We start from the raw sequence: 19,126 nt of genomic DNA, 5'->3' as shown, positions 1-19,126 counted from the left end.
CTGACTCAAATCAGCAGGACCCCTGGCCGCGCAGCTGGCCGTCGCCGATCACCACGTACTTCTCGCAGGTCAGGCCTTCGAGGCCGACCGGGCCACGGGCGTGCAGCTTGTCGGTGGAAATGCCGATTTCCGCGCCCAGCCCGTACTCGAAGCCGTCGGCAAAGCAGGTCGGGGTGTTGAGCATCACCGACGCCGAGTCGACCTCGGCGATGAAGCGCCGGGCCAGGCCCTGGTGCTCGGTGACGATCGAATCGGTGTGATGCGAGCCGTAGTGGTTGATGTGCTCGATGGCCTGGTCGAGGCCGTCGACCACGCGAATCGACAGGATCGCCGCCAGGTACTCGGTGTGCCAGTCGTCTTCGCTGGCTGGCAATGCCTCGATGATCGCGCGCGTGCGCTCGCAACCCCGCAGTTCGACGCCCTTGTCGCGCAGGCGGCGGGCCATCTCGGGCAGGAAGTCGGTGGCCACGCGCTGGTCGACCAGCAGGGTTTCCATGGCGCCGCAGATGCCGTAGCGGTAGGTCTTGGCGTTGAGGGCGATGCCCCAGGCCTTGTCCAGGTCGGCGTGCTCGGCCACGTACACGTGGCAGATGCCGTCCAGGTGCTTGATCACCGGCACGCGCGCGTCGCGGCTGATGCGCTCGATGAGGCCGCGGCCGCCGCGCGGGACGATCACGTCGACGTATTCGGGCATGCTGATCAGTGCGCCCACCGCCTCGCGGTCGGTGGTCTCGACCACCTGCACCACGGCGGGCGGCAGGCCGGCTTCGGCCAGGCCGCGCTGGATGCAGGCGGCGATGGCGCGGTTGGAATGGATGGCCTCGGAACCGCCGCGCAGGATGGTCGCGTTGCCCGACTTCAGGCACAGGCTGGCGGCGTCGATGGTCACGTTCGGACGTGATTCGTAGATGATCCCGATTACCCCGAGCGGAACGCGCATCTTGCCGACCTGGATGCCCGATGGCCGATAGCTCATGTCGCGCATGGCGCCGACCGGGTCCGGCAGGCTGGCGACCTGGCGCAGGCCGGTGATCATGCCGTCGATGCGCGCAGGCGTCAGGGCCAGGCGGTCGAGCAGCGCGGCGTCCAGCCCGCTCGCGCGGCCAGCGGACAGGTCCTGTTCGTTGGCTGCGGTGAGCGCGTCGCGGTCGGCGTCGAGGGCATCGGCCGCCGCCTGCAGGGCGCGGTTCTTCTGCGCGGTGCTGGCACGGCCGATCACCCGCGAAGCCTCGCGAGCGGCGCGACCCAGGCGGGTCATGTAGTCAAGAACGGACTCAGTCATGGGCTCGGTGTCTTGGCAAAGGGGAAATCGGCTGATTATAACTGGCGCGCAGGTATACGCCCAGCGGTGGCTGGCGGATGGTCTGAAATGGGGGGTGGGGTGGGACGGAAAGATGTATCAGCTGGTGTCGAAATATCTTACAGGGGATCGGGCACCATTGCGCCTCATGCAACCTCATCCACCACCCACCAATGTGTAAGAAACCCATAAATTGCTATCCTCACACCCTTTGGATCGCGAAGCCCTGCGCATGCCCGACACAGCCCCCTGCCCCGCCCGCGCGCTGCCCGACAGCTTTTTTGATCGTGACGCCCAGACCCTGGCCAAGGAACTGCTGGGCAAGGTGATTCGTCACCGTCACGGTGACCTGTGGCTGGCGGCGCGGATCATCGAGACCGAGGCCTACTACCTCACCGACAAGGGCAGCCACGCGTCGCTCGGCTACACCGAGAAGCGCAAGGCGCTGTTCCTGGACGGCGGCCATATCTACATGTACTACGCCCGGGGCGGCGATTCGCTGAACTTCAGCGCCAACGGGCCAGGCAATGCCGTGCTGATCAAGTCGGCCTTCCCCTGGCAGGACGCGCTCTCGGACGCCAATAGCCTGGCCCGGATGCAGCTCAACAACCCCGACGCCAGCGGCCAGCTGCGCCCGCCCGAGCGCCTGTGCGCGGGGCAGACCCTGCTGTGCAAGGCCCTGGGCCTGAAAGTGCCGCACTGGGACGCCCAGCGTTTCGACGCGGAACGCCTCTATGTCGAGGACAGCGGAATAAATCCGAAACACATTATCCAGACCACTCGCCTCGGTATTCCCCACGGCCGGGACGAACACTTGCTATACCGCTTCGTCGATGCCGAATATGCCCGTTTCTGCACAAGGAACCCCCTGCGCCGGGGCCAAGTCGAAGGGCGCGACTTTTTCATTCTCCAACAAGGAAGCTGAAACATGGGCCAATGGCTCGACAGCCTGACCGGCTGGCTCAGCGCCAACCCCCAGTGGCTTGGCCTGGCAATCTTCGTGGTGGCCTGTATCGAATGCCTGGCCATCGCCGGGATCATCGTGCCGGGCACGGTATTGCTGTTCGCCGTTGCCGTGCTCGCGGGCAGCGGCGCGTTGTCACTGGGCGAGACGCTGATGCTGGGCTTCTTTGGAGGCATGCTCGGTGATGCGGTGTCCTACACGCTAGGACGGCGCTTCCACCAGAACATCCGCCGACTGCCCCTGATACGCCATCACCCCGAGTGGATTGGCAGCGCCGAGACCTACTTCCAGCGCTACGGCATCGCGAGCCTGCTGGTCGGGCGCTTCATCGGCCCGCTGCGACCCATGCTGCCCATGGTCGCCGGCATGTTCGACATGCCGCTGCCGCGCTTCATCGCGGTCAGCATCGTCTCCGGAGCCGGGTGGTCGGTTGCCTACCTGCTGCCAGGCTGGACGACCGGGGCGGCGATGCGCCTGCCATTGCCCGAAGGCTTCTGGCTGGACGCGGGGCTGATTGCCGGGGGGCTGGCGATACTGGTGGGCCTGAGCATCAACAGCAGCCTGCGCCGGCATCGCCATGGCGCCCGACTGGTCGCCGGCGCCAGCCTGCTGGCGCTGGCCGCGGTGTTCCTCGGCTGGCCGTACCTGCATGAGTTCGACCAAGGCGTGATGACGCTGATCCAGGAGCATCGCCGACAGTCCCTGGACGCCGCCGTGGTGGTCATCACACGGCTTGGCGACTTCAGTCACCAACTCATCCTTGGCGTGCTGCTGACTAGCCTGCTGCTGCTCGCCCGGCAGTGGCGCCACGCGGTTTTCGCTGGCAGCGTGCTGCTGGGAACCGCCGTGGCCAACGGCACCTTGAAATGGCTGTTCGCCCGGGCGCGGCCAGAAGTGCTGACCGACCCGCTGACGTCCTACAGCATGCCCAGCGGCCACAGCTCCGCCTCGTTCGCATTCTTTCTGGCGCTGGCGGTGCTTGCCGGGCGTGGGCAGCCACCGCGCATGCGCCTGACCTGGATCCTGCTGGGCTGCCTGCCCGCGCTGCTGATCGCGCTCTCGCGCGTCTACCTGGGGGCGCATTGGCCGACGGACGTGCTTGCGGGGGCCTTGCTGGCCTGTTGCGTCTGCGCCCTGTGCCTGACCTTGACGCAGCAGCGCGAGCCGCTCAACGCCCTGCCGCTCAAGGTCTGGTGGCTGGTGTTGCCCTCGTGCATCGCGCTGCTGGCCTTCTTCGCCCTCTACGCACTGCCCCAGGCGCTGCTGCGTTACCAATATTAGTCAGGCGAAGAGCTCGCCCTGGATGCGTTCCAGCAACGACTGGATCGCCTCCAGGCGCCGGCGGGGCGAATCGATGGCCAGCAGGTCGAGCTTGTCTTCTTCCATGAAGGGCAGCAGGTAGGCCAGCTGGTTGGCCAGCGACTGCTGTCCGTCCACCGCCCTGGGCATATCCAGGGAGGCCACCATCGGGTGTTCGCCCAAGGCCGTGAGCAGCGCCAGCAGGTCGTCGTCGTGCTCGGTCAGTGGCGTGTCCGGCCGTTCGGGGAGCCATTGCACCTCGGCCACCAGCAACTGGTCTTTCTCCACCTCGGTCTGCTCGACCCGAAAACGCCGCACGCCTTCGACCCGGATGCCCAGCAGGCCGTTGTCCTGCTGCTGAAAATCGCGGATCAGCGCTTCGCAGCCGATCGTCGCCACACCTTGCGGGGCCTTGCCGACCTGCTCGCCTTCAAGGATGCACACCACGCCAAAACCGCCGTCCTGCTTCATGCAGCGGCCGATCATGTCCAGGTAGCGTGCCTCGAAAATCTGCAGGTCGAGCAGGCAGCCAGGAAACAGCACCGTATTCAGGGGAAACAGCGGAAGCGTCATTTCATGTCCTCAGGCCACCAGGCTGACGGCCAGCGGCAGGAACACCGCCGTGGCCACGCCCATCAGGCTCATCGCCAGCGCGGCAAAGGCGCCGCACTCGTCACTTTCCTGCAATGCCACCGAGGTACCGACGGCATGCGCGGTAATGCCCAGCGACATGCCACGCGCCTCGGGACTCAGCACCCCGCAACGTGACAGCAACGCCGGGCCGAAAATGGCCCCGATCACCCCGGTGATCAACACGAACACCGCGGCCAGGGCCGCCACGCCGCCGATCTGTTCGGCCACCAGCATGGCGATCGGCGAAGTCACCGACTTGGGCGCCATGGTCATCAGAATCATGTGCTCGGCGCCAAACCACCACCCCAGCAGCAGGCACGCCACGGTGGCGAACAGGCCTCCGACTACCAGCGTAGTAAACGTCGGCCAGAACAGCTGGCGGATGCGCCGCAGGTTGAGGTACAGCGGCACTGCCAAGGCCACGGTGGCCGGGCCCAGCAGGATGTTCATGATCTCGGTGCTCTTGCGGTATTCGCCGTAGCTGATGCCGCAGGCGAGCAGCACGCCGATGACCAGCAGCATCGATACCAGGACCGGCTGCAGGAAGATCCAGCGGGTCTTCTCGAAGGCGGCCAGCACCAGCTGGTAGGCGCCCAGGGTGATGCCAATGCCAAACAACGGGTGATGGATGACCGCGTCGACCGCGCCGTGCCAGTCGAGCATCATGGCTGCTCCTCGCGCTTGACCTGACGCCGCATCAGCCGCTGCATCAGCACGCCGACGAACACCAGGGTCAACAGTGCGGAGATCATCAGCGCACCGACGATCGCCCAGAAGTCGGCCGCGATATCCTTGGCGTAGACCATCACCCCCACCGCTGGCGGCACCAGCAGCAACGGCAAATAGCGCAGCAGGCTGCTGGCCGCGTCGTTGAGCGGCTTGCCCACCTCGCCGCGCGCCATCAGGAAGGCCAGCAACAGCAGCAGGCCAATGATCGGCCCCGGCAGTACCGGCATCAGCAAGTGATTGATCGCCGTGCCCAGCAGCTGGAACAGCACCAGCCAGGTCAAACCACGCAACAACATAGGGATCTCCCATCAAGGCCCGGCGCCATTATAAGCATGCCGGGCGAGCGGCTATAACCCGGCATTCACCGACGTCATGGCGACTTGACCACACCCCGATGCCGTGCTGATCTTGGACTCTCGTACCACCCTACTCAAAATGACGCTCTGGAGACCGCGATGCCCTACGTACCCGTTGCAGAACTGTCGCAGCATGTTGGCAAGGAACTGGGCCGCTCCCAGTGGCTGAAGATCGACCAGGCGCGCATCAACCTGTTCGCCGAGGCAACCGGGGACTTCCAGTTCATCCACGTCGACCCGCAGAAGGCGGCCCAGACGCCGTTCGGCGGCACCATCGCCCATGGTTTCCTGACCTTGTCGCTGATCCCCAAGCTGATGGAAGACATCCTGGTGCTCCCTGAAGGGCTGAAGATGGTCGTCAACTACGGCTTGGACAGCGTGCGCTTCATCCAGCCGGTCAAAGTCGACAGCCAGGTGCGCCTGAAGGTCGAACTGGTCGAGGCCACAGAGAAGCGCCCAGGCCAGTGGCTGCTCAAGGCCACGGCCACCCTTGAGATCGAAGGCGAGGAGAAGCCCGCCTACATTGCCGAGCCCCTCACGCTCTGCTTCGTCTGAAACACAGAACACTCGACGGCTGCGGCTGTCTCATCCGGCGCATTGTGCGGCATACTCCCGGGCTTGTTTTTTCCCGGACCCCGCCATGCGCCAACTCGCCCCTATCGTCCTGATCCTGTTGCTCGCCGCCTGTGGTGACGGCGAGTCGCTGTCACCGCCGGACGCGCGCCTGCCCGATGGCGGCCGCTACCGGGGCGAGGTGGTCGATGGCCTGCTTCAAGGCGAAGGTCGCATCGATTACCCCAATGGCAGCTGGTACGCGGGCGCCTTCCACGATGGCCAGTGGCATGGCCAGGGTGAGTGGCATGGGAGCAATGGCGAGGTCTATCGCGGGCAGTTCGTGGAAGGCCTGTTCCAGGGCGTGGGCACCCTGAGCACCCTGGCCAGCCACTACAGCGGCACGTTCAGGCACGGCCGGCGCGATGGCGAGGGCACGCTCAAGGAACATGAAAGCGTCTATCGCGGCCAGTTCAAGGAAGACCAGTACGACGGCGCCGGCCAGCTCGACCTGGCCGACGGCAGCCGCTACCAGGGCCTGTTCAGCAAAGGCAAGCCCAATGGTGCCGGGGTGCGCAGCGATGCCAGCGGCAACCAGTTCAGTGGCCGTTTTGTCGATGGCCTGCTGCAGGGCGCCGGAACGTTCAACAGTGTCGAGGGCGAGCAGTACATTGGCGAATTCAAGGACAACCGCCTGGAAGGCCGCGGCCGCTACGAAAACGCCGAGGGCGATGTGTGGATAGGCGAATTCAAGGACGGCTCGCTGATGGGCGAAGGCGAGTTGCTGGGCAGCGACGGCAGCCACTACAAGGGTGGCTTCCGCGACTGGCGCTTTAGCGGCCAGGGCCGCTTGCAACTGGCTGATGGCAGCCATTATGTGGGCGGCTTCGAGAACGACGCCTACCAGGGCCACGGACGGCTGACATCAGGCAATGGCCAGGTCGAGGGCGGCGCCTGGGTCAATGGTCTGCGTGTCCGAGACGAGAAAGGCAAGCTGCTCCCCGACCCGCTCGAGCTGGCGCTGCTGAACCAGGGCAGGCTGCTGGAGCAATCGCTGGACCGCCTGCCCCGCTCTGCTCCGCCGATCGAGCTGTACAGCCTGGTGCTGGCGGGCGACGGCCAGCAAAGCGTGTTCCTGCGTGAGGCCGATTATGTCAGCCGGCTGCTCAAGGTGCGTTTTGGCGCGCGCGGCCAGGTCACCCTGGTGAACCACCGCGATCACCTCGCCGACCGTCCCATGGCCACCCGCGAGAACCTCACCCGCGCCGCCCAGGCCCTGGCCGAGCGCAGCGGCCCCGAAGACCTGATCTTCATCTACCTCACCAGCCACGGAAGCCAGGATCACCAGCTGGTGCTCGACCAGCCGCGCCTGCAGCTGGCCGACATGACCGCCAGTGAACTGGCCAGCGCTTTGGCGCCACTGGAACATCGCGACAAGGTAATCGTCATCTCCGCGTGTTATTCCGGGGGTTATATCGCCCCGCTCAAGGACGACCGCACGCTGATCATGACGGCGGCGCGGCCGGACAGGGTGTCGTTCGGTTGCTCGGAAGAAGCCGACTTCACCTACTTTGGCGATGCCCTGTTCGCCCAGGCACTGAACCAGACCGACGATCTGAAACAGGCGTTTGAACTGGCGAGCGCCACTGTTGCCGAACGAGAAAGGACAGAAGGTTTCGAAGCCTCCGAACCTCAGCTCTGGGCTCCTCCCGCTGTGCTTGGCCATTGGCAGCGACTGCGCCAGCAGCAGGCCCGGAAGGCCTTGCAGAGCGATGCGCGACCACCAGCCCAGGCGGAGCAGGAAAAAACCCCTGCAAACCACTAAGCTGGGTGTAACAAGGGAGAGACATCATGTACTTGACGCCTCAGCATGTACTGCTTGCCGGAGCCACGGGCCTGACGGGTGAACACCTGCTCGACCGGCTTCTCAACGAACCGACCATCAGCCGCGTCCTGGCCCCGACCCGACGCCCGCTGGCCGAACACCCGCACCTGGAAAACCCGGTAGGCGATCCGGCGCTTTTTCTGCCGCAGCTGGGCGGACGCGTGGATATCGCCTTCTGCTGCCTGGGCACCACCCTCAAGCAGGCAGGTTCGGAGACCGCCTTTCGCGCTGTCGACCTGGACATGGTCGTGGCCTTCAGCAGGCGTGCCCGCGAGCTTGGCGCGCGTCATCTTCTTGTCGTCAGCGCGATTGGCGCCGATCCGAAATCTTCGATTTTCTACAACCGGGTCAAGGGCGAGATGGAAGAAGCCCTCAAGGCACAGGACTGGCCGCAGCTGACCATCGCACGGCCCTCGCTGCTGCTGGGCGACCGCCCGGAGCCACGCCTGGCCGAGCAGGTGGCGGGCTCGCTGTCCAAGCTGATTCCCGGCAAGTTTCGCGGGATCGAGGCCTGCCAGCTGGCCCGTGCGCTGTGGCGTCTGGCGCTGGAGGAGCAGGACGGGATCCGGATCGTCGAGTCGGACGAGCTGCGCAGGCTGGGCAAGTAAAGGCGGTCACCGAGTGGGGTGCAGGCTACAACCCCCCGGTGGCCTGGAAGCCGACACCTAGCACCGTCAATACCGACAGCGGCAGCAATACCGTGTCCAGCAAGGCACTGCCCGGCAGATCCAGACCGGGGTAGGCTGGCGCCTCGGCGCCAAACCGGTCCACCGCGCAACACCCACCCTTCAACGCATACAGGTCAAGACGCGTGCCGGAGTAGACCACCGGCGCGCCCGGCTTGGCGGCATCCAGGGTGCGCACCGTCGCGCAACCCTGCAGCGCGACAAGCAGCGCCAGCCCTGACAGCAGGCGTTTCACTCGTCCGCGCTCAGGTGATGCTCGCCCCAGCGCGGCAGCATGTCCTGCGGGATGTCCAGCAGGTTGAGTATGCGCGCCACGACAAAATCGACCAGGTCGTCGATGGTCTGCGGCTGGTGATAGAACCCAGGCGCGGCAGGCAGGATAACCGCGCCCATCTGCGACAGCTTGAGCATGTTTTCCAGGTGGATGGTCGACAGCGGCGCCTCGCGCGGCACCAGGATCAGCTGGCGGCGCTCCTTGAGCGTCACGTCGGCGGCGCGTTCGATGAGGTTGTTGCAGGCACCGGTGGCGATCGCCGACAAGGTGCCCGTCGAGCACGGCACCACCACCATCGCAGCCGGCGCGCCAGAGCCCGAGGCCACCGGCGACATCCAGTCTTCCTTGCCATACACGCGGATCTGCCCCGCCGCCGCGCCGGTGTATTCGGTGAGAAACGCCTGCATGGCCTGCGGCTTGGCCGGCAGCACCACGTCGGTCTCGGTCGACATCACCAGTTGCGCCGCCTTGGAGATCAGGAAGTGCACCTCCCGCTCTTCGCGCACCAGGCAATCAAGCAGACGCAGGCCGTACTGGGCCCCCGAAGCCCCGGTCATCGCCAGGGTGATGCGCTGTGGCCCGCTCATTTGAGCGCCTCCGCCAGCTTGCCGTGCAGGCCGCCGAAGCCGCCGTTGCTCATGATGACCACTTGCGTTCCAGGCTGAGCCTGACTCTTGACCCGTTCGATGATCGCTTCCAGGCTATCGGCGACGATGGCAGGCACCTTGCACTGCGCCGCGGTACCGGCCAGGTCCCAGCCCAGGTTGGGCGGCGCGTACCAGATCACCTGGTCGGCATCGCCGACGCTCTCTGGAAGGCCATCGCGGTGGGCCCCAAGCTTCATGGAGTTGGAGCGCGGCTCGATCACCGCGATCACCGGCGCGTCGCCCACGCGCTTGCGCAGGCCGTCGAGGGTGGTGGCGATGGCCGTCGGGTGGTGGGCGAAGTCATCGAAGATGGTCACGCCGTTCACCTCGGCGACCTTCTCCATGCGCCGCTTGACGCTCTTGAACGCGCTTAGCGCCTCGATGCCCATGGCCGGCACCACGCCGACATGGCGTGCCGCGGCCAGGGTGGCCAGGGCGTTGGCGACGTTGTGCTGGCCGGTCAGGGCCCAGTCGACCACGCCTTGCACTTCACCTTCGAAGCTCACTTCGAAGCGCGAACCGTCGGCGCTCAGCAGCCGTACCTGCCACTGGCCACCTTCGCCGGTGGTCTGTACCGGCGTCCAGCAGCCCATGCCGATCACCCGCTCCAGCGCTTGCTCGGTGGTCGGATGGACGATCAGGCCTTCGCTCGGGATGGTGCGCACCAGGTGGTGGAACTGACGCTCGATGGCTGCCAGGTCAGGGAAGATATCCGCATGATCGAACTCCAGGTTGTTCAGGATCGCGGTGCGGGGACGGTAATGGACAAACTTCGAGCGCTTGTCGAAGAAGGCGCTGTCGTACTCGTCGGCCTCGACCACGAAGAACGGCGTCCCGCCCAGGCGGGCGGACACCGAGAAGTTCTGCGGCACGCCACCGATGAGAAAGCCCGGGCTCATGCCGGCGTGTTCCAGCACCCAGGCCAGCATGCTGCTGGTGGTGGTCTTGCCGTGGGTGCCGGCGACGGCCAGCACCCAGCGGCCCTGCAGCACGTGGTCGGCCAGCCACTGCGGGCCAGAGACATAGGGCAGGCCCTTGTTCAGCACGTGTTCCACGGCCGGGTTGCCGCGCGACAGGGCGTTGCCGATCACCACCAGGTCAGGCGCCGGGTCCAGCTGGGCCGCGTCGTAGCCTTGGGTCAGTTCGATGCCCTGGGACTCGAGCTGGGTGCTCATGGGCGGGTAGACATTGGCATCGGAGCCGGTGACCCGATGGCCGAGCTCCTTGGCCAGCACGGCCAGGGAACCCATGAAAGTGCCGCAAATACCGAGAATATGAATGTGCATGATCGACCTCGCAAAACGTCGGGGCAGGGTAGCCCAGGGCGCGGGAAATCGCACCAGGTGTTTCGCTCGGCCAACCCGCGCAAGCCTGTACCGCGGACGGCGCAAAGTGTCACCCCGCCCGTATCGCAACTGCCACGCGGCGCTGGCAAACCGCTGGGGTAACGGCGCCAAGTCATTGATTGCAATACACCCAAAAGCGCTGGCCCGGCGCTTGCACTAGACTTTATATCCTCCCCCACAAACACAATAGCCAGGAGACACATCATGCGTTACGCACATCCCGGTACCGACGGCGCGAAGGTCTCGTTCAAGCGCCAGTACGGCAACTTCATCGGTGGGGAGTTTGTTCCCCCCGTGAAAGGCACCTATTTCACCAACGTCTCGCCGGTGAACGGCCAGCCGATCGCCGAATTCCCCCGTTCCACCGCCGAAGACATCGACAAGGCCCTCGACGCGGCCCACGCCGCAGCCGACGCCTGGGGCCGCACCTCGGTGCAGGACCGCTCCAACGTGTTGCTGCGCATCGCCGACCGCATCGAGCAGAACCTCGAGCTCCTGGCCATCACTGAAACCTGGGACAACGGCAAGCCGATCCGCGAGACCCTCAACGCCGACATCCCGCTGGCCGTCGACCACTTCCGCTACTTTGCCGGCTGCATCCGCGCCCAGGAAGGCGGCGCTGCCGAAATCAACGAAGGCACGGTCTCGTACCACATCCACGAACCGCTCGGCGTGGTCGGGCAGATCATCCCGTGGAACTTCCCGCTGCTGATGGCCGCCTGGAAACTCGCGCCGGCCCTGGCGGCCGGCAACTGCGTGGTGCTCAAACCCGCCGAGCAGACCCCGCTGGGCATCACCGTGCTGGCCGAGCTGATCGGCGACCTGCTGCCGCCCGGCGTGCTCAACATCGTGCAGGGCTACGGCCGTGAAGCCGGCGAGGCGCTGGCCACCAGCAAGCGCATCGCCAAGATCGCCTTCACCGGCTCCACCCCGGTCGGCTCGCACATCATGAAATGCGCGGCCGAGAACATCATCCCGTCCACCGTGGAGCTGGGCGGCAAATCGCCGAACATCTACTTCGAAGACATCATGCAGGCCGAGCCGAGCTTTATCGAAAAGGCCGCCGAAGGCATGGTCCTGGCCTTCTTCAACCAGGGCGAAGTGTGCACCTGCCCGTCGCGGGCGCTGGTGCAGGAGTCGATCTATCCGCAGTTCATGGAAGCGGTGATGAAGAAAGTCCAGCAGATCAAGCGTGGCGATCCGCTCGACACCGACACCATGGTCGGCGCCCAGGCGTCGCAGCAGCAGTTCGAGAAGATTCTCTCGTACCTCGAGATTGCCGAACAGGAAGGCGCCGAGCTGCTGACTGGCGGCAAGGTGGAAAAACTCGAAGGCTCCCTGGCCACCGGGTATTACATCCAGCCGACCCTGCTCAAGGGCAATAACAAGATGCGCGTGTTCCAGGAGGAGATCTTCGGGCCGGTGGTCAGCGTGACCACGTTCCGGGACGAGGCCGAAGCGCTGGCGATTGCCAATGACACCGAGTTCGGTCTTGGCGCGGGGGTCTGGACCCGTGACATCAACCGGGCCTACCGGATGGGGCGCGGTATCAAGGCGGGCCGCGTGTGGACCAACTGCTACCACCTGTATCCGGCGCATGCGGCCTTTGGCGGGTACAAGAAGTCGGGGGTCGGGCGTGAGACCCACAAGATGATGCTGGATCACTACCAGCAGACGAAGAACCTGCTGGTGAGCTACGACATCAATCCGCTTGGGTTCTTCTAAAGAACCATTTTGGGGCCGCAAAGCGGCCCCAAAACCCCCTGAGACTCTACCGGCCAAAGCCCTCCAACCGCTCTGGCCCGCTTCCTGCAAGCCGTATCACCACTAACCGGCAGCTCCTCGCCGGACCAAGAAAAAAGGTGGACACTGATGCCAAGCGAAAACCCCGGCGCTACGCCAACGACATCCTCCGTCGACTTCGAAAAGGTCAGCTCGGACTATTTCCAGCAACGTGAACTGAAAAAGGGCGCCGCCGGCTGGGTCCTGCTGGTGGGCCTGGGCGTGGCCTACGTGATCTCCGGTGACTACGCCGGCTGGAACTTCGGCCTGGCCCAGGGCGGCTGGGGCGGGATGTTCCTGGCCACCCTGCTGATGGCCACCATGTACCTGTGCATGTGCTTTTCCCTGGCCGAGCTGTCCTCGATGATCCCCACCGCAGGCGGCGGCTACGGCTTCGCCCGCAGCGCATTCGGGCCCTGGGGCGGCTTTCTCACCGGCACGGCGATCCTGATCGAATACGCCATCGCCCCCGCCGCCATCGCCGTGTTCATCGGCGCCTACTGCGAGTCGCTGTTCGGCATTGGCGGCTGGATGATCTACCTGGCCTTCTACATCATCTTCATCGGCATCCACATTTTTGGAGTCGGTGAGGCGCTCAAGCTGATGTTCATCATCACCGCGGTCGCCGCGATCGCCCTGGCGGTGTTCCTGATCGGCATGGTGCCGCACTTCAACGTCAACAACCTTTTCGACATCGCCCAGACCGACGCGGTCGGCGCCAGCAGCTTCCTGCCGTTCGGCTACGTCGGCGTGTGGGCCGCGATCCCCTATGCCATCTGGTTCTTCCTGGCCGTCGAAGGCGTGCCGCTGGCGGCCGAGGAGACCAAGAATCCACGCCGCGACCTGCCACGCGGCCTGATCGGCGCCATGCTGGTGCTGCTCGCGTTCGCCTTGCTGATCCTGGTGGTCGGCCCCGGCGGCGCGGGCGCGGATGCCCTGAAGGCCTCGGGCAACCCGCTGGTCGAGGCGCTGTCCCGGGCCTACGGCGGTTCCACCTGGATGGGCGGATTCGTCAATCTGGTGGGCCTGGCGGGCCTGATCGCCAGCTTCTTCTCGATCATCTATGCGTATTCGCGGCAGATCTTCGCGCTGTCGCGCGCGGGCTACCTGCCGCGCAAGCTGTCCCAGACCAACAAGAGCAAGGCGCCGGTGCTGGCCTTGGTCATCCCCGGCATCATCGGCTTCGCGTTGTCGCTGACCGGCCAGGGCGACCTGCTGATCCTGGTCGCGGTGTTCGGCGCTACGCTGTCTTATGTGCTGATGATGGCCGCGCACATCACCCTGCGCATCCGACGCCCCAAAATGGAGCGTCCGTATCGCACGCCGGGCGGAATGTTCACTTCCGGCACCGCATTGGTGCTGGCGTGCCTGGCGGTGGTCGCGGGCTTCCTGGTCGATCCACGGGTAGTGATTGGCGCGGCGGTGATCTATGGCGTGCTCATCGCCTACTTCGCTTTCTACAGCCGCCACCACCTGGTCGCCGGAACCCCGGAAGAGGAACTCGCCGCGATTCAGAAGGCCGAGCAGGCCCTGCATTGATCGCCCCGCGTCTGGAGAATGTTGAATGGCAACTTTCGTACACACGGTAGGCAATGAGGTCTACCGTTTCGACAGCCTGAAGGACGTCATGGCCAAGGCCAGCCCGGCCCGTTCGGGCGACTTCCTGGCGGGCATCGCCGCGGCCAGCGACGGCGAACGCGTCGCCGCGCAGATGGCCTTGGCCGACATCCCGCTCACGCATTTTCTCAGCGAGGCGCTGATTCCTTACGAGGAGGACGAGGTCACCCGCCTGATCATCGACAGCCACGATACCCAGGCTTTCGCCCCCGTCAGCCACCTGACCGTCGGCGGGCTGCGCGACTGGCTGCTGAGCGAGCAGGCCGATGAACACAGCCTGCGCGCCCTCGCCCCCGGCCTGACCCCGGAAATGGCCGCCGCCGTGTCCAAGATCATGCGCGTGCAGGACCTGGTGCTGGTGGCGCAGAAAATCCGCGTGGTCACCCGCTTTCGCGGCACCATGGGCCTGCGCGGGCGCCTGTCGACCCGGCTACAGCCCAACCACCCCACCGACGAGCCCGCCGGGATTGCCGCCAGCATTCTGGACGGCCTGCTCTACGGCAATGGCGACGCCATGATTGGCATCAACCCGGCCACCGACAGCATCGCCTCGATCTGCGACCTGCTGCACATGCTCGACGCCATCATCCAGCGCTACGAGATCCCCACCCAGGCCTGCGTGCTCACCCACGTCACCACCTCCATCGAGGCGATCAACCGCGGCGTGCCGCTCGACCTGGTGTTCCAGTCCATCGCCGGCACCGAGGCCGCCAACGCCGGTTTCGGCATCAACCTCAATGTCCTGCAGGAAGGCTACGAGGCAGGCCTGAGCCTCAACCGCGGCACCCTCGGGCAAAACCTCATGTATTTCGAGACCGGCCAGGGCAGCGCCCTGTCGGCCAACGCCCACCACGGGGTCGACCAGCAGACCTGCGAAACCCGCGCCTACGCCGTGGCCCGCCATTTCAAGCCGTTCCTGGTCAACACCGTGGTCGGTTTCATCGGCCCGGAATACCTCTACAACGGCAAGCAGATCATTCGCGCCGGCCTCGAGGACCATTTCTGCGGCAAGCTGCTCGGGGTGCCGATGGGCTGCGACATCTGCTACACCAACCACGCCGAAGCCGACCAGGACGACATGGACACCCTGCTGACGCTGCTGGGCGTGGCGGGCATCAACTTCATCATGGGCATTCCGGGCTCGGACGACATCATGCTCAACTACCAGACTACCTCGTTCCACGATGCGCTCTATGCCCGCCAGACCCTGGGCCTCAAGCCAGGCCCTGAGTTCGAAGCCTGGCTGGCCCGCACCGGCATCCTCACCCAGGCCGACGGCCGGGTGCGCTTCGGTGACAACCTGCCACCGGCCTTTCGCCAGGCCCTGGCGCAGCTTGCCTAGAGATGACCATGAACCAGAAGACACCCAGCACCGACAACCCCTGGCTTGCCCTGCGCACCCTGACCCCGGCGCGCATTGCTTTGGGCCGTACCGGCACCAGCCTGCCGACCGCCGCGCAACTCGACTTCCAGTTCGCCCACGCCCAGGCCCGCGACGCCGTCCACCTGCCCTTCGATTCTGCCAGCCTGCGCGCCCAGTTGAGCGAGCATGGCCGCGACAGCCTGCTGGTGCACAGCGCCGCCACCGACCGCAACCTGTACCTGCAGCGCCCTGACCTGGGCCGGCGCCTCGACGAGGATTCGGCCCGGCAGCTGCGCGAGCATGCGCAGGCGCATCCCGGCGGGGTCGACCTGGCCATCGTGGTCGCCGACGGCCTCTCGGCCTTGGCCGTTCATCGTCATACCCTGCCCCTGCTCGCCTGCTTCGACGAGCAATCCGCGGCCGACGGATGGTCCACGGCGCCGGTGATCCTGGTCGAGCAAGGCCGCGTGGCCGTGGCCGATGAAGTTGGCGAACTGCTGGGCGCGCGCATGACGGTGATGCTGATTGGCGAGCGCCCGGGCCTCAGCTCGCCCGACAGTCTTGGCGTGTATTTCACCTACGGACCGCGCGTCGGCCTGACCGACGCCTATCGCAACTGTATTTCCAACGTGCGCCTCGAGGGCCTGAGCTACGGCATGGCCGCGCATCGGCTGCTGTACCTGATCCGCGAAGCCGGCCGCAGGCAGCTGTCTGGCGTGAAACTGAAGGATGAGGCGCAGGTGCATACCCTCGACAGCGATCAGCACACGTCTAAAAAAGGAAACTTTCTGCTGGGGGAGCGGTAAAAATCATGTAACGCAGTGCGGATTGCGCTTTCACTTTGCATTGGGCAGCATTCGGAGAAGGCTGCTGGCAATTCGCCGCCCTCCCAAAATGGACCGCTGAGGACTGCTCATGCGCATCATCAAGGCAAGCTTGGAACACCTGGACCTGATCGCCCCGCTGTTCGTCAAATACCGCGAGTTCTACGGCCAGTTGTCCTATCCGGACAGCTCGCGCAACTTCCTCGAAAAGCGGCTGAAGCGCGGCGAATCCGTTATCTACCTGGCCCTGCCCGACGATGACGACAGCAAGCTGATGGGCTTCTGCCAGCTCTACCCAAGTTTCTCGTCGCTGTCGCTCAAGCGTGTGTGGATCGTCAACGACATCTACGTCGCCGAAGACTACCGGCGCATGCTGGTGGCCGATAACCTGATGCGCGTGGCCAAGAAGATGGCCAAGGAAACCCATGCGGTGCGCCTGCGTGCTTCGACCAGCAACGACAACGAAGTGGCGATAAAAACCTACGAGTCGATGGGCTTTCGCCTGGACACCGAATTCAAGAACTACATCCTGCCGATCAACGGCGACTGAACCCCGCCCGGCAGGCGCCCGCCTGCCGGCATCTCCCGCAGCATCAGCTTAGAAATCCGCCGCTACAAACTGTCCGGGCAGATTTGGCTCACCGCCGTATAATGCCTGTTCTTCGTGTGTGAAAATTCATCCAGCCCTGGGTGAAGAAGCCTACATCCTTCGCATTGTCCGCCATCGCTTGCCCGCTGCCGCGGGTCTTGAACACAGGTGTTGTACATGGATTTCAACCCGCTGGACCTTATTCTGCATCTCGATGTGTACCTCGATTTGCTGGTCACCAACTACGGCCCCTGGATCTACGCCATCCTGTTCACCGTGATTTTCTGCGAGACCGGCCTTGTGGTGATGCCGTTCCTGCCGGGCGACTCGCTGCTGTTCATCGCCGGCGCCATCGCCGCGGGTGGCGGCATGGACCCGATCCTGCTCGGCGGCCTGCTCATGGCGGCGGCGATCCTGGGTGACAGCACCAACTACGTGATCGGACGAACGGCCGGCGAACGCCTGTTTTCCAACCCCAAGTCGAAAATCTTCCGCCGCGACTACCTGCAGCAGACCCACAATTTCTACGAACGCCATGGCGGCAAGACCGTCACCCTGGCGCGCTTCCTGCCCATTCTGCGGACCTTCGCGCCGTTCGTGGCCGGCATCGCCAAGATGCACTACCCGCGTTTCCTCGGCTTCAGCGTGGCCGGCACCATCCTTTGGGTCGGCGGTCTGGTGACCCTGGGCTATTTCTTTGGCAACGTGCCGTTCATCAAGCAGAACCTGTCGCTGATGATCGTCGCCATCATCGTCCTCTCGCTGGTGCCGATGATCATCGGCCTGGTGCGCGGCCGTTTCGGCCGCACCGCCAATACCCACTGACCCATGTGGTCACTGCGCGCCTGGCGGCGCCAGCGCACCCTGGCGCGCCACCCCGTCGACCCACTGCGCTGGCAGGCAGTGCGCCAGCGTTTGCCGATGCTCGATGGCCTGAGCGATGACGAAGACCGCTGGCTATGCGAGGCCAGCGTGCTGTTTCTGGCCGACAAGCACCTCACCGCCCTGCCTGGCGTCGAGCTCGACGGCGAGCAACGCCTGTTTCTCGCAGCCCAGGCCCAGTTGCCCCTGTTGCACCTGGGCGAGCTCAATTGGTACCAGGGTTTCCACGAGGTCATCCTTTATCCCGATGACTTTCTCAGCCCCCAGCGTCATCGAGATTCCAGCGGCGTCGAACACGAGTGGGACGGGGAGCACAGCGGTGAAGCCTGGCACCAGGGGCCGGTGATTCTTGCCTGGCCCGGTGTACTCGCCAGCGGCGGCTGGGAAGGCTACAACCTGGTCATCCACGAACTCGCGCACAAGCTCGACATGCTCAACGGCGACGCCAACGGCCTCCCGCCCCTACACGACGGCATGCACGTGGGCGACTGGGCCAAGGCCATGCAGCACGCCTTCGACGACCTCAACCGTCAGCTCGACCACGACCCTGACGCCGAAACCGTCATCGACCCCTACGCTGCCGAAAATCCCGCCGAGTTCTTCGCCGTCACCAGCGAGTACTTCTTCAGTGCCCCCGACCTGCTGCACCAGGTCTACCCCGCCGTGTACCAGCAACTTGCACTGTTCTACCGCCAGGATCCCCTCGTTCGCCTGCGCAACCTGCAGCACCAGCACCCGGATTACCGCGACGCTCAGCCCTGATGGCCCTTGATGAAGGTCCCGGCCATCCCCAACCGTGGCAACCCCCTGGCGAATATGCCTATAATCGCGCCCAATTTTTGGTCAAACATGGGGGCACTGCCCAATGAGCTACAGCAAGATTCCGGCTGGCAAAGACCTGCCGAACGACATCTACGTCGCCATCGAGATCCCGGCCAACCACGCGCCGATCAAGTACGAGATCGACAAGGACAGCGACGCCCTGTTCGTTGACCGTTTCATGGCCACGCCGATGTTCTACCCGGCCAACTACGGCTTCATCCCGAACACCCTGGCCGACGACGGTGATCCGCTCGACGTGCTGGTTGTCACCCCGTACCCGGTTGCCCCTGGCTCGGTCATCCGCGCCCGTCCGGTCGGCATCCTGAACATGACCGACGACGGCGGCGGCGACGCCAAGGTCATCGCCGTACCGCACGACAAGCTGTCGCAGCTGTATGTCGACGTGAAGGAATACACCGACCTGCCAGCCCTGCTGCTGGAGCAGATCAAGCACTTCTTCGAGAACTACAAGGATCTCGAGAAAGGCAAATGGGTCAAGATCGAAGGCTGGGAAGGCGCCGATGCCGCCCGCGCGGCGATCACCAAGTCGGTTGCTGCCTACAAAGGCTGATACCC

Annotated in this window: 20 protein-coding genes; 13 read left to right on the top strand and 7 right to left on the bottom strand. The window is 65.0% G+C overall.

What is annotated here, in order from left to right; genetic code table 11:
* Window positions 1-10: 10 nt before the first annotated feature.
* Window positions 11-1,282: a glutamate-5-semialdehyde dehydrogenase gene (locus VJS90_RS10445; protein ID WP_324121578.1), complete on the bottom strand. Its 1,272-nt coding sequence runs from the start codon at window positions 1,280-1,282 to the stop codon at window positions 11-13.
* Window positions 1,283-1,532: 250 nt separating this feature from the next.
* On the opposite strand from VJS90_RS10445, the gene VJS90_RS10440 reads away from it, so the two are divergent.
* Both VJS90_RS10440 and VJS90_RS10435 read left to right on the top strand, forming a co-directional pair.
* The gene (locus VJS90_RS10440; RefSeq protein ID WP_324121577.1) at window positions 1,533-2,225 is read left to right on the top strand and encodes a DNA-3-methyladenine glycosylase; all 693 of its coding nucleotides are present in this window, start codon (window positions 1,533-1,535) and stop codon (window positions 2,223-2,225) included.
* Window positions 2,226-2,228: 3 nt separating this feature from the next.
* Entirely contained in the window at window positions 2,229-3,545 is a 1,317-nt protein-coding gene (locus VJS90_RS10435) for a bifunctional DedA family/phosphatase PAP2 family protein (protein ID WP_324121576.1), read from the top strand.
* On the opposite strand, the gene VJS90_RS10430 is transcribed toward VJS90_RS10435, so the two are convergent.
* Genes VJS90_RS10430 through VJS90_RS10420 form a run of 3 tightly spaced genes read right to left on the bottom strand, consistent with a single transcriptional unit; the run spans window position 3,546 to window position 5,221 of the window.
* Window positions 3,546-4,136, bottom strand: a complete 591-nt coding sequence (locus VJS90_RS10430) for an LON peptidase substrate-binding domain-containing protein (protein WP_324121575.1) — start codon at window positions 4,134-4,136, stop codon at window positions 3,546-3,548.
* Between the two features lie 9 nt (window positions 4,137-4,145).
* Window positions 4,146-4,862 (bottom strand): LrgB family protein, encoded by a 717-nt coding sequence (locus VJS90_RS10425; RefSeq protein ID WP_324121574.1) that lies wholly within the window; start codon window positions 4,860-4,862, stop codon window positions 4,146-4,148.
* Complete coding sequence (locus VJS90_RS10420) at window positions 4,859-5,221, bottom strand: CidA/LrgA family protein (RefSeq protein WP_324121573.1); 363 nt, start codon at window positions 5,219-5,221, stop codon at window positions 4,859-4,861. Before VJS90_RS10420 ends, VJS90_RS10425 begins: the two co-directional genes overlap by 4 nt.
* Window positions 5,222-5,380: 159 nt before the next feature.
* Between VJS90_RS10420 and VJS90_RS10415 the strand changes: the two genes are divergently transcribed.
* The 3 genes from VJS90_RS10415 (at window position 5,381) to VJS90_RS10405 (ending at window position 8,326) form a co-directional block, all read left to right on the top strand.
* On the top strand, window positions 5,381-5,836 hold the full coding sequence (locus tag VJS90_RS10415) for a MaoC family dehydratase (RefSeq protein ID WP_324121572.1): 456 nt from the start codon (window positions 5,381-5,383) through the stop codon (window positions 5,834-5,836).
* Window positions 5,837-5,921: 85 nt separating this feature from the next.
* A complete protein-coding gene (locus VJS90_RS10410; RefSeq protein ID WP_324121571.1) occupies window positions 5,922-7,658 on the top strand; it encodes a C13 family peptidase in 1,737 nt (578 codons plus the stop codon).
* Window positions 7,659-7,684: 26 nt separating this feature from the next.
* On the top strand, window positions 7,685-8,326 hold the full coding sequence (locus VJS90_RS10405; RefSeq protein WP_324121570.1) for an oxidoreductase: 642 nt from the start codon (window positions 7,685-7,687) through the stop codon (window positions 8,324-8,326).
* Between the two features lie 25 nt (window positions 8,327-8,351).
* Here VJS90_RS10405 and VJS90_RS10400 read toward each other — a convergent pair whose 3' ends face one another.
* Genes VJS90_RS10400 through mpl form a run of 3 tightly spaced genes read right to left on the bottom strand, consistent with a single transcriptional unit; the run spans window position 8,352 to window position 10,611 of the window.
* On the bottom strand, window positions 8,352-8,639 hold the full coding sequence (locus VJS90_RS10400) for a YceK/YidQ family lipoprotein (protein WP_324121569.1): 288 nt from the start codon (window positions 8,637-8,639) through the stop codon (window positions 8,352-8,354).
* A complete protein-coding gene (gene ubiX / locus VJS90_RS10395; RefSeq protein ID WP_324121568.1) occupies window positions 8,636-9,265 on the bottom strand; it encodes a flavin prenyltransferase UbiX in 630 nt (209 codons plus the stop codon). Before ubiX ends, VJS90_RS10400 begins: the two co-directional genes overlap by 4 nt.
* Entirely contained in the window at window positions 9,262-10,611 is a 1,350-nt protein-coding gene (gene mpl, locus VJS90_RS10390; RefSeq protein WP_324121567.1) for a UDP-N-acetylmuramate:L-alanyl-gamma-D-glutamyl-meso-diaminopimelate ligase, read from the bottom strand. The genes ubiX and mpl overlap by 4 nt, the downstream gene beginning before the upstream one ends.
* 264 nt (window positions 10,612-10,875) lie before the next feature.
* Here mpl and VJS90_RS10385 point away from each other — a divergent pair, with 264 nt between their 5' ends.
* The 8 genes from VJS90_RS10385 (at window position 10,876) to ppa (ending at window position 19,121) form a co-directional block, all read left to right on the top strand.
* Window positions 10,876-12,396: an aldehyde dehydrogenase family protein gene (locus tag VJS90_RS10385; RefSeq protein ID WP_324121566.1), complete on the top strand. Its 1,521-nt coding sequence runs from the start codon at window positions 10,876-10,878 to the stop codon at window positions 12,394-12,396.
* Window positions 12,397-12,543: 147 nt separating this feature from the next.
* A complete protein-coding gene (gene eat / locus VJS90_RS10380) occupies window positions 12,544-13,992 on the top strand; it encodes an ethanolamine permease (RefSeq protein WP_324121565.1) in 1,449 nt (482 codons plus the stop codon).
* Window positions 13,993-14,017: 25 nt separating this feature from the next.
* Entirely contained in the window at window positions 14,018-15,412 is a 1,395-nt protein-coding gene (locus VJS90_RS10375) for an ethanolamine ammonia-lyase subunit EutB (RefSeq protein WP_324121564.1), read from the top strand.
* 2 nt (window positions 15,413-15,414) lie between these two features.
* Window positions 15,415-16,239 (top strand): ethanolamine ammonia-lyase subunit EutC, encoded by an 825-nt coding sequence (gene eutC, locus VJS90_RS10370; protein ID WP_414704928.1) that lies wholly within the window; start codon window positions 15,415-15,417, stop codon window positions 16,237-16,239.
* A 109-nt stretch (window positions 16,240-16,348) separates the two neighbouring features.
* Window positions 16,349-16,807, top strand: coding sequence for a GNAT family N-acetyltransferase (locus VJS90_RS10365; RefSeq protein ID WP_324121562.1), 459 nt, complete (start codon window positions 16,349-16,351; stop codon window positions 16,805-16,807).
* 216 nt (window positions 16,808-17,023) lie between these two features.
* Window positions 17,024-17,671 carry a DedA family protein gene (locus VJS90_RS10360; protein WP_324121561.1) on the top strand — a complete coding sequence of 216 codons (648 nt, stop codon included), beginning with the start codon at window positions 17,024-17,026 and terminating at the stop codon, window positions 17,669-17,671.
* A 3-nt stretch (window positions 17,672-17,674) separates the two neighbouring features.
* Window positions 17,675-18,490, top strand: coding sequence for a M90 family metallopeptidase (locus VJS90_RS10355; protein ID WP_324121560.1), 816 nt, complete (start codon window positions 17,675-17,677; stop codon window positions 18,488-18,490).
* A 103-nt stretch (window positions 18,491-18,593) separates the two neighbouring features.
* A complete protein-coding gene (ppa, locus tag VJS90_RS10350) occupies window positions 18,594-19,121 on the top strand; it encodes an inorganic diphosphatase (RefSeq protein ID WP_324121559.1) in 528 nt (175 codons plus the stop codon).
* Window positions 19,122-19,126 lie beyond the last annotated feature (5 nt).

The sequence above is a fragment of the Pseudomonas sp. genome (genome assembly GCF_035277045.1).
Taxonomy (GTDB): Bacteria; Pseudomonadota; Gammaproteobacteria; order Pseudomonadales; family Pseudomonadaceae; genus Aquipseudomonas.
This window is presented reverse-complemented; position numbering and strand designations above follow the sequence as displayed.